At 66.3% G+C, this 10,152-nt stretch carries 9 protein-coding genes and 1 pseudogene; 7 read left to right on the forward strand and 3 right to left on the reverse strand.

The window, feature by feature from the left end; all coding sequences use genetic code 11:
- From B4L36_RS06180 to B4L36_RS06190, 3 genes and pseudogenes are all read right to left on the reverse strand, one after another.
- Positions 1–431: pseudogene (locus tag B4L36_RS06180) on the reverse strand (RNA degradosome polyphosphate kinase); the annotation flags it as partial.
- A gap of 33 nt (positions 432–464) precedes the next feature.
- The gene (locus B4L36_RS06185) at positions 465–1,154 is read right to left on the reverse strand and encodes a chromosomal replication initiator DnaA (RefSeq protein ID WP_292953936.1); all 690 of its coding nucleotides are present in this window, start codon (positions 1,152–1,154) and stop codon (positions 465–467) included.
- 7 nt (positions 1,155–1,161) lie between these two features.
- Entirely contained in the window at positions 1,162–2,385 is a 1,224-nt protein-coding gene (locus B4L36_RS06190) for an AI-2E family transporter (protein ID WP_292953939.1), read from the reverse strand.
- 132 nt (positions 2,386–2,517) lie between these two features.
- Here B4L36_RS06190 and proS point away from each other — a divergent pair, with 132 nt between their 5' ends.
- The 7 genes from proS to B4L36_RS06225 all read left to right on the forward strand — a co-directional run bounded on the left by proS (position 2,518) and on the right by B4L36_RS06225 (position 9,911).
- Positions 2,518–3,879 carry a proline--tRNA ligase gene (gene proS / locus B4L36_RS06195; protein ID WP_292953942.1) on the forward strand — a complete coding sequence of 454 codons (1,362 nt, stop codon included), beginning with the start codon at positions 2,518–2,520 and terminating at the stop codon, positions 3,877–3,879.
- Positions 3,876–4,367, forward strand: coding sequence for a DUF2937 family protein (locus tag B4L36_RS06200; RefSeq protein ID WP_292953945.1), 492 nt, complete (start codon positions 3,876–3,878; stop codon positions 4,365–4,367). Before proS ends, B4L36_RS06200 begins: the two co-directional genes overlap by 4 nt.
- Before the next feature lie 147 nt (positions 4,368–4,514).
- Entirely contained in the window at positions 4,515–5,699 is a 1,185-nt protein-coding gene (locus B4L36_RS06205; RefSeq protein ID WP_292953948.1) for an ABC transporter substrate-binding protein, read from the forward strand.
- A 238-nt stretch (positions 5,700–5,937) separates the two neighbouring features.
- The gene (locus B4L36_RS06210) at positions 5,938–6,720 is read left to right on the forward strand and encodes an ABC transporter ATP-binding protein (RefSeq protein WP_292953951.1); all 783 of its coding nucleotides are present in this window, start codon (positions 5,938–5,940) and stop codon (positions 6,718–6,720) included.
- Positions 6,717–7,544 (forward strand): ABC transporter ATP-binding protein, encoded by an 828-nt coding sequence (locus tag B4L36_RS06215; protein WP_292953954.1) that lies wholly within the window; start codon positions 6,717–6,719, stop codon positions 7,542–7,544. The genes B4L36_RS06210 and B4L36_RS06215 overlap by 4 nt, the downstream gene beginning before the upstream one ends.
- A 3-nt stretch (positions 7,545–7,547) precedes the next feature.
- Positions 7,548–8,555, forward strand: a complete 1,008-nt coding sequence (locus tag B4L36_RS06220) for a branched-chain amino acid ABC transporter permease (protein WP_292953957.1) — start codon at positions 7,548–7,550, stop codon at positions 8,553–8,555.
- 12 nt (positions 8,556–8,567) lie between these two features.
- Entirely contained in the window at positions 8,568–9,911 is a 1,344-nt protein-coding gene (locus B4L36_RS06225; protein WP_292953960.1) for a branched-chain amino acid ABC transporter permease, read from the forward strand.
- Positions 9,912–10,152 lie beyond the last annotated feature (241 nt).

The following is a 10,152-nucleotide window of genomic DNA, read 5'->3' on the forward strand; positions in this document are numbered from 1 at the left end:
TCCTCTTCGCTGCGGGTGATGTTGCTGCGCGACAGGATGACGATGCCGGCCTCTTCCATCTCGCGGCGCAGGCGGTTCCAGACGCCTTGCTGCGCGCTCATCAGGCGGCGGGCGTCGGTGTTGATCAGCGCGAGTTGCTCGGCGGCGGTGCGTCCGTCGTCGGAGGGCGTGGTGTTTCCCTCGCGCACCAGTTCGCGCAGCCCCGCCACGCGGACGGTGTAGAATTCATCCAGATTGGTCGCGCTGATCGAGACGAAGCGCAGCCGTTCCAGCAGCGGAACGCGGGCATTGCGCGCCTCGTCCAGAACCCGCCAGTTGAAGGACAGCCAGCTGATTTCACGGTTGAAGAACCGCGCCGCCCCCTGCGGCGGGCCTCCGGGCAGGTCCTGCGGTTCGGGAAAGGGATGGCGGAGAAAATCGGCCTGGGTCATCGCGTCTGCAACAATGCTGGGAAACGGCGCCGATCATGCCTCGGCAGGCGTCAGGATGTCCAGCGCCTCGGCCGCCATCCGGCGTGTCACCGGGCCCTGCGCGGCCATCGCGGCGCGGTCGATCGCCGCGACAAGGCGCCGGGCAAGCCCCAGATCGCGGTCCATGCGCAGAACCAGCCAGTCGATCAGCCCGGCCGGAACCGCCAGTTGCCGGTCCGCGAACAGCTTGACAAGCACGGCGGCCAGCAGCGTCTCGTCCGGCGGGCCCAGTCGGACCTGCGGCATCGCGTCCATGCGCGAACGCAGATCGGGCAGCACCAGCCCCCAGTCGCGCGGCGCCCGGCGCGCGGTCATCAGCAGCAGGCAATCGCGTGGCCCGCAAAGATTCCACAGATGGAACAGCGCCTGTTCGGCGCCGGCCGCAAAGCCCGCATGATCGGCATCCTCGACGACCAGCGCGCCGCCGTCAGCGGCCAGTGCATCGGCCGCGTCCGGCCGCAGGCTGGCGGCCGACAGCCGGCGCGCGCCGTTCTCGGCCGCCCAGAAGGCGGCGAGGTGGGTCTTGCCCGCCCCTTCCGGGCCGATCAGCAACATCCGTCCCTGCGGCCATGCCTGTGGCGAATCCAGCATCGCCAGGGCCGCCTGATTGGCCGAAGCAGGCAGGAAGTCGGCGCGCGCATGGGCCGGCGGGGTGGTCAGATCCAGCGTCAGTTGCCGCGACATCCTGGCCTCACGCCTCGCGGTCGCGTCGCAGGTCTTCCTGCATCGTCTCGATCTGCGCGGCGGCAAGGCTGCGGTCGGCCTGCAACCGCGCCTCGACCAGCGCCTTCGCGACGGTGCCGCGCGGCACGATCTCGACCAGCGTCGGCGTGTCCGGTTCGGCCGGCACGGTCTGGCCGGTATAAAGTGCGCTTTCGCGGTAACGCTCGGTCAGGAAGCGGGCCAGAACCCCAAGCGCCGCCGCCATCGGAACCGCCATGACCAGGCCGACAAAGCCGAACAGCGCGCCGAAGACCGACAGCGCCAGCAGCAGCCAGACCGGATGCAGCCCGACATGGCCGCCGACGATCTTGGGTTGCAGGTAGTTGCCCTCGACCACCTGTCCAAGCGCAAAGATCGCGATCACCGCGCCAACCCATAGCGGATCGCCCCAGAAGCTGAACAGGGCGACGCCGATCGCCGTGATGCCGCCGATCAGAACCCCGACATAGGGGATGAAGGACAAGGCCGCCGCCATGATCCCGATGAAGAAGCCGAAGGGCAGCCCGACCAGCATCAGCGCGATGGAATACCAGGTTCCCAGAATCAGGATCACCAACCCCTGCCCGCGCACGAATCCCGACAGCGCGAGGTCGATCTCGGATGCGAGCCGACGCAGGACCGGGGCGTGTTCGCGCGGCAGCAGCCGGTCGATCTCGGATACCATGCGGTCCCAGTCCAGCAGCAGATAGAAGGCCACGACCGGGACGATGACCAGCAGCGCCACGGTGCTGATCACACCGCCGAGCGAGCTCATGATGGTCTGGGCGATCCGGCTCCATTGGTCGCCCATCGCCTTGCCCAGATCGCTGATCGCCGAGGCGACGGTGCCGTCTTCGGGCATCAGTTGCGGAAACCGGGCGGTGACGAAAGCGCGGGCCTGATCGAACATCTCGGGCGCGGTGTCGATCAGCGCGACCGCCTGCCGCACGAGGATCGGCACGATCAGCAGGCTCACGGCAACGAACAGCAGGATCGCCGCCAGGGTGATCACCGCAACCGCCATGGTCCGCGACAGGCCGGCCCGCTCCAGCCGGTCGGCCAGCGGATCCAGAAGATAGGCGATGCCCGCCCCGAGGATGAAGGGCAGCACGGCCTGACCCAGCAGCCACATGGCGATCAGCAGGGCCAGCGCCGCGACGCCCCACCAGATCAGTTGCCGCTGAACGGGCATGTGCATTGCCGGCCTCGTCATGTTCACATTGTCGCGAATGTGGCTGTCTCAAGCCGCGGTTGCAAGGCTTCGCCTGCCGCGAGACGGCCGGTTCTTGGCAACCGGCGGCCGATCCGCTAACGCTGCGGCCGAGCCAGGTGAAGGATTCCGCCCATGCGTCTGTCGCGCTATTTCCTGCCCCTCCTGAAAGAGGATCCCAAAGAGGCCCAGATCGTCAGCCATCGGCTGATGTTGCGTGCGGGCATGATCAAGCAGCAGGCGGCGGGCATCTATTCCTGGCTTCCGATGGGCTACAAGGTGCTGCGCCGGATCGAACAGATCGTGCACGAGGAACAGCAGCGCGCGGGCCATGTTCCGCTGCTGATGCCGACGTTGCAGCCCGCCGATCTGTGGCGCGAGAGCGGCCGCTATGACGATTACGGCGAAGAAATGCTGCGCATCCGTGATCGCCACAAGCGCGATCTGCTCTACGGGCCCACCAATGAGGAGATGATCACCGACATCTTCCGGTCGGGCGTGAACAGCTACAAGGATCTGCCGCTGACCCTGTATCACGTGCAGTGGAAATTCCGCGACGAGATCCGGCCACGTTTCGGGGTCATGCGGGGCCGGGAATTCCTGATGAAGGACGGCTATAATTTCGACCTGACCAGGGAAGACGCGCTGCACGCCTATAACCGGCACCTGGTCAGCTATCTGCGCACCTACGAACGGATGGGGCTGCGGGCGATCCCGATGCGCGCCGACAGCGGTCCGATCGGCGGCGACGACACGCATGAATTCCTGGTCCTCGCCGAGACCGGCGAATCCGAGGTCTTCTATGACAGTGCAATCACCGACCTGACCTTCGGAGACCGGCAGATCGACTACGACAGCCACGAGGAATGCCAGGCGGTGATGGACGAATTCACCAGCCGCTATGCCCGCACCGACGAAACCCACGACCCGGCACTGTTCGATCAGATCCCGCAGGAACGCCGCCGCCAGGCCCGCGGCATCGAGGTCGGCCAGATCTTCTATTTCGGCACCAAGTATTCCGAACCGATGGGCGCCACCGTCGTCGGCCCCGACGGCGCCAGGGTTCCGGTCCACATGGGCAGCCACGGCATCGGCGTCAGCCGCCTGCTGGGCGCGATCATCGAGGCCAGCCACGACGACAAGGGCATCATCTGGCCCGAAGGCGTGACGCCCTTCCATGTGGGCCTTGTCAATCTGAAGCAGGGCGATTCCTCGACCGACAGCGCCTGCGAGGCGATCTATGCCGAATTGCAGGCGCGCGGGCTGGACCCGCTCTATGACGATCGGAACGAACGGGCGGGGGCGAAATTCGCGGCCATGGACCTGATCGGCCTGCCCTGGCGGATCACCGTCGGTCCGCGCGGTTTGTCGAACAACCGGGTCGAACTGACCTGCCGCAAGACCGGCGACAGCGAGGAAATGTCGCCCAAGGACGCCATCGCGCGGGTGACCGGGGTCTATCGCCCGATCCTCGCGATGCCGGCCCCGGCGCCGTGATCGGGCTGCTGCGGCTGGTCGTGGCGGTGGCATTTGCCGCCGCGCTGTCGCAGTTCCCGGCCTTTTCGGATCAGTATGTCCAGCGCCTTGGCGGTCGGGTCGATGCCCTGGCGCGTGTCGCCGCCGAATTCGACGCCAGTGCCGAACGCGCCGGGCTGACACGGGTCGAGGCGCTGGCCGACCTGTCGGGCAGCACCTTCCGCGACGCCCATCAGGCCGACATGCGCCGCACCTTCCGGCGGCTGGACCGTGCGCGCGCCGATTTGCAGATGCTGCGGCTGGCCGGTCCGCTGGAACGCATGGCCCTGCCCCATCGCCTGCGCGACAGCGAGACGCTGAAGGCCACCTGGGGCGATTTCCGGCCCGCGTTTCCCGTGACCCGCGCGGGATTGATTGCCGCGGGCATCGGATTTCTTCTGGGCTGGCTGCTGGCCTCTCTGCCGCGCCTGTTGCTGGGCGGGGGCCGGGAACGGCTGGGCTGGCGCTGATCGCCGCAAGCGCGCCGCCGCACCTGACCGCGACGCCCCAAGCCTGCCCGAACAGGCAGGCGTGACGTTGCGACATCGTGCTTTTCTTTTGGGCAGCGGGCTTCTAACCTGACGCGCAGGACAACGTTCCAACTGGGAGAAAAGTCAATGAAGAAGCTGCTTCTGGCCAGTGCCGCCGGCGTACTGATCGCCGGTGCCGCCGGCGCCGAGGAGATCAAGATGGGGATTTCGCTGGGCTTCACCGGCCCGCTGGAATCGATGGCGCCCGCGATGCGCGACGGCGCCGAACTGGCGATGAAGGAAATCAGCGATTCCGGCCTGCTGCTGGACGGATCGACCGTGACCCCGGTCGAGGGCGATTCGACCTGCGCCGACGCGGCCGCCGCGACCGCGACCGTCGAGCGCCTGATCACCGCCGAAAAGGTCAAGGGCATCGTCGGCGGCATGTGTTCGGGCGAGACCATCGCCTCGCTGGAAAACGTGGCCAAGCCGAACGGCATCGTCATGATCTCGCCCTCGGCCACCTCGCCCGCGCTGTCCACGATCGAAGACAACGATCTGTTCTTCCGCACATCGCCGTCGGATGCGCGTCAGGGCGAGGTGATGTCCGACATCATCCTGGACCGCGGCATCAAGAACGTCGCCGTGACCTATACCAACAACGATTACGGCAAGGGGCTGGCCGACAGTTTCCAGGCCGCGTTCGAGAAGAAGGGCGGCACCGTCACCGTGAACAGCGCCCATGACGACGGCAAGGCCGATTATTCGGCCGAGGTCGCGGCGCTGGCCGCCGCGGGCGGCGACGCGCTGGTCGTGGCGGGCTATGTCGATCAGGGCGGCTCGGGCATCGTGCGCGCGGCGCTGGATACCGGCGCCTTTGACACCTTCGTCTTCCCCGACGGCATGGTCGGCCAGCAGCTTGTCGATAATTTCAAGTCCGAGATCGACGGCAGCTTCGGGCAGAACCCCGCCGCCGAAGGCGAGGGCCGCGACAAATATGTCGCGATGGCCAAGGAAGCGGGCTTCGACGGCACCGGCGCCTTCTCGGCCGAGGCCTATGACGCCGCATCGCTGATGCTGCTGGCGATGGCGGCCGCGAAATCCAGCGATCCGGCCGAATACAAGGGCAAGATCATGGATGTGGCCAATGCGCCGGGTGAAAAGATCCTGCCCGGCGAACTGGCCAAGGCGCTGGAGATCCTGAATGGCGGGGGCGACATCGATTATGTCGGCGCGACCTCGGTCGAACTGGTCGGCGCAGGCGAATCCGCCGGCATCTATCGTGAAGTCACCTTTGACGGTGGCAAGATGGAAGTCGTCGGCTATCGCTGAACCGCAACCCGTTGCTCCGGCCCGGCACCCGCGCGGTGCCGGGCCATTTTTCAGGGCCGGGGATGGAAAAGGCCCAGGATCGAAACCGCACGCCCCCCGGTGCTGCCGCGTCTCGGGGCGAATTCCGATCTTGGTGGAGCCGGAACGGGACGAGGCGGCCAGGGCGCAGCTTTTTCGTGACAGCCACGGCCCGGGGCGGTCATGATTCACCGGACAAGACGAGGATGGGAACGGAACCATGATCCGGGTCGAAGACCTGCACAGACATTTCGGCGGCTTCCGCGCCGTCGACGGCGCCAGCCTGACCATCGACACCGGCTCGATCACCGGACTGATCGGCCCCAATGGCGCGGGAAAATCGACGCTGTTCAATGTCATCGCGGGCGATCTTGCCCCCACCTCGGGCCGCGTCTTCATGGATGGAGAGGACATCACCGGCCTGCCCCCGCATGAATTGTTTCACAAGGGTTTGCTGCGCACCTTTCAACTGGCCCACGAATTCGCCTCGATGACCGTCCGCGAGAACCTGATGATGGTTCCCGGCGGTCAGAGCGGCGAGACGATCTGGAAGACCTGGTTCCAGCGCGGCCGGATCGACCGCGAAGAGGCGGCCTTGCGAAAGCGCGCCGATGAGGTTCTGGATTTCCTGACCATCCGTCACCTGAGCCATGAAAAGGCGGGCAACCTGTCGGGCGGGCAGAAAAAGCTGCTGGAACTGGGCCGCACGATGATGGTCGATGCCAAGGTCGTGTTCCTCGACGAGGTCGGCGCGGGCGTCAACCGCACCCTGCTGGGCACCATCGCCGATGCCATCATCCGCCTGAACCGCGAGCGCGGCTATACCTTCTGCGTGATCGAACATGACATGGATTTCATCGGCAAGCTGTGCGATCCGGTCATCGTGATGGCGCAGGGTCACGTGCTGGCGCGGGGCAGCGCGAAGGATATCATGAGCAATGAAGAGGTGATCGAGGCCTATCTGGGCACCGGGCTGAAGAACAAGGACATGGTGGGCGCATGAGCGATCAGGCTTTCGGCAATCGCGGCAACCGCGACGCCTCGGTGGTCAATCCCCGCCCCGCGGGAACCTTCGAGGGCAGCCGCAAATCCGGGGCGGCCGGGCCGGGCCGCAGGGACGATCCGTTCCTGATCGGCGAAGGCATGTCCGGCGGCTACGGGCGCGGCCCCGACATCCTGCACGATTGCACCATCGCCGTCGAAAAGGGCGAGATCGCGGTCATCGTGGGTCCGAACGGCGCCGGCAAATCCACCGCGATGAAGGCGATCTTCGGGATGCTGGATCTGCGCGAAGGCAGTATCCGTCTGGACGGCCGCGACATCACCGCGTTGAACCCGCAGGATCGCGTCAGGGCCGGAATGGGCTTTGTTCCGCAGGTCAATAACACATTCCCATCAATGTCCTGCGAAGAAAACCTTGAAATGGGCGCATTCATCCGCGACGACGATATCGCGGATACGATGGCGCAGGTCTATGATCTGTTCCCGATCCTGAAGGACAAGCGCCGGCAGGCGGCGGGCGAATTGTCGGGCGGCCAGCGCCAGCAGCTTGCCGTGGGCCGCGCCCTGATGACCCGACCCAGCCTGCTGATGCTGGACGAACCGACGGCCGGTGTCAGCCCGATCGTGATGGACGAATTGTTCGACCGCATCATTGCCATCGCGCGCGGCGGCCTGCCGATCCTGATGGTGGAACAGAACGCCAAACAGGCCATGGCGATCGCCGACAAGGCCTATGTGCTGGTCCAGGGCGCCAATGCGCATACCGGTTCCGGCAAGGAACTGATGGCCAATGACGAGGTGCGCCGCACCTTCCTGGGGGGCTGAGACATGGACATTGCGAACGCCCTTGTCGTGTTCCTGAACTTCGTGTTCATTCCCGCCGCGGCCTATGGCGCGCAACTGGCGCTTGGGGCGCTCGGGGTGACGCTGATCTATGGCATCCTGCGCTTTTCGAACTTCGCCCATGGCGACACGATGGCGTTCGGCACCGCCGTCACCATCCTCGTCACCTGGGGCCTGCAGGCGCTTGGCGTCTCGCTGGGGCCGCTGCCCACGGCGCTGCTGGCCCTGCCGGTTGGGATTGCGGCGACGGCCGCGTTGGCGCTGGTGACGGATCGGGCGGTCTATCGATTCTACCGCGTCCAGAGAGCGGCGCCGATCATCCTGGTCATGGCCTCGGTCGGCGTGATGTTCCTGATGAACGGGCTGACCCGGTTGCTGATCGGAGTCGATGAACAGCGTTTCGCGGACGGCGCCCGCTTTGTCATCAATGTGCGCGACTTCAAGGCGATGACCGGCCTGCAAGAGGGCCTGGCCCTGAAATCGACGCAGGCGCTGACCGTCGTGGTCGCGGTGATCGTGGTCTGGGCGCTGTTCTGGTTCCTCAATCGCACCCGGTCGGGCAAGGCGATGCGCGCCTATTCCGACAACGAGGATCTGGCGCTGCTGTCGGGCATCGACCCGGACAAGGTCGTGCGCATGACCTGGATCATCGCCGCCGGCCTGGCGACCATCGCCGGCGTGCTGTACGGCCTGGACAAGGCGTTCAAGCCCTTCAACTATTTCCAGATCCTTCTGCCGATCTTCGCCGCCGCCATCGTCGGCGGCCTGGGCAGTCCGCTGGGCGCCATCGCCGGCGGTTTCGTCGTGGCCTTTTCCGAGGTCGCGATCACCTATCCATGGCTGAAAGTGGTGGGCTATCTGTTCCCGGACTGGCAGCCGGGCGGGTTGCTGCAGCTTCTGGGCACCGAATACAAGTTCGCCGTCAGTTTCGTCATTCTGATCGTGGTGCTGCTGTTCAAGCCGACCGGCCTGTTCCGCGGCAGGTCGGTCTAGAAGGGGGTCGCCATGTCCAACACTCGTCAGGCCAACACCTCCAGCCGCTGGCGCGCGCCGCTGCTGTTTCTGGCGCTTGCGGTGCTGTTCGTGCTGGAGGGCACGGTGCGCAACGCGATGTTTTCGGGCAGCTGGAACACTGCGCTCGGCATTCTGAACATGGGCCTGATCTCGGCCATCACCGCGCTTGGGGTGAACATGCAATGGGGCTATGCGGGCCTGTTCAACGTGGGCGTCGTGGGCTTTCTGGCGCTTGGCGGGCTGGCGCCGGTCCTGGTCGCGACCGCCCCGGTGGACGGCGCATGGCAGGCGGGCGGCCCGCGCATCCTGCTGGGGCTTGCCCTGGGCATTGGCACGCTGGCGCTGGCGGCGCAGGCCTGGAAGCGCATGGCCCGGGGGCGGCTGCGCGGCTTGGTGCTGCTTGCGATCCTGATTGCGGGCTTCATCGCCTATCGCGCCATCTTCGACCCGGCCGTCATCGCGATCGAGGCCAACAACCCCGCCCGCCACGGGAATATCGGCGGCCTGGGCCTGCCCGTCCTGCTGTCATGGGCGGTGGGCGGGGTCTTTGCCGCCGCCGCCGCCTGGGCGGTGGGCAAGGTCGCGCTTGGGCTCCGCTCGGATTATCTGGCGATCGCGACGCTGGGGATCGGCGAGATCATCGTGGCGGTGCTGAAGAACGAGGACTGGCTGGCCCGTGGCGTCAAGAACGTCACCTCGATCCCGCGACCCGTCGCCTACGAGATCGACCTGCAACAGAACCCGGCCTTCCAAAGCTTTGCCAACCGCCTGTCGATGAGCGCGGCCGAGGCATCCGGCATCTGGGTCAAGATCAGCTATCTCTCGCTGTTTCTTGTGGTGCTGCTGGTGGTGATCCTGCTGGCCGAACTGGCGCTGAAATCGCCCTGGGGGCGGATGATGCGCGCCATCCGCGACAACGAGACCGCGGCCGAGGCGATGGGCAAGGATGTCACCGCGCGGCATTTGCAGGTCTTCGTGCTGGGCTCGGCCGTGATCGGGATCGCGGGGGCGATGATGATCACGCAGGACGGGCTGATGGCGCCGGTCGGCTATAACCCGCTGCGCTATACCTTCCTGATCTGGGTCATGGTGATCGTCGGCGGGTCGGGCAACAATTGGGGTGCGGTCCTGGGCGCGGTCCTGATCTGGTTCCTGTGGATCAAGGCCGAGGTCTGGGGACCGGCGCTGATGGGCCTGCTGGTCCTGCCCCTGCCCGATGGCGGGTTGAAGGCGCATCTTCTGGACAGCTCGGCCCAGATGCGCTTCATCGCGATGGGCCTCGTCCTGCTGCTGGTGCTGCGCTTCGCGCCCCGCGGGCTGGTGCCCGAGCGGTAGATCGGCCCCCGGCGGCCGTGCCCGCGCCGAACCTGCGCCGCATTTGCGGCCCGACCAAAGAGCGCGCTGCGACAGAGGGTGCTCACGCGCCGCCCCTCTTGCGCGGCTGCGCAACCGCCCTTAAAGCGCATCCATGACCCAGCACCAGCGCCTTCTGATCGTCGATTTCGGATCCCAGGTGACGCAACTGATCGCGCGCCGCCTGCGCGAATTGAACGTCTATTGCGAGATCCGGCCCTTC

The sequence above is a fragment of the Paracoccus sp. UBA889 genome, from assembly GCA_002294185.1.
Lineage (GTDB): Bacteria > Pseudomonadota > Alphaproteobacteria > Rhodobacterales > Rhodobacteraceae > Paracoccus.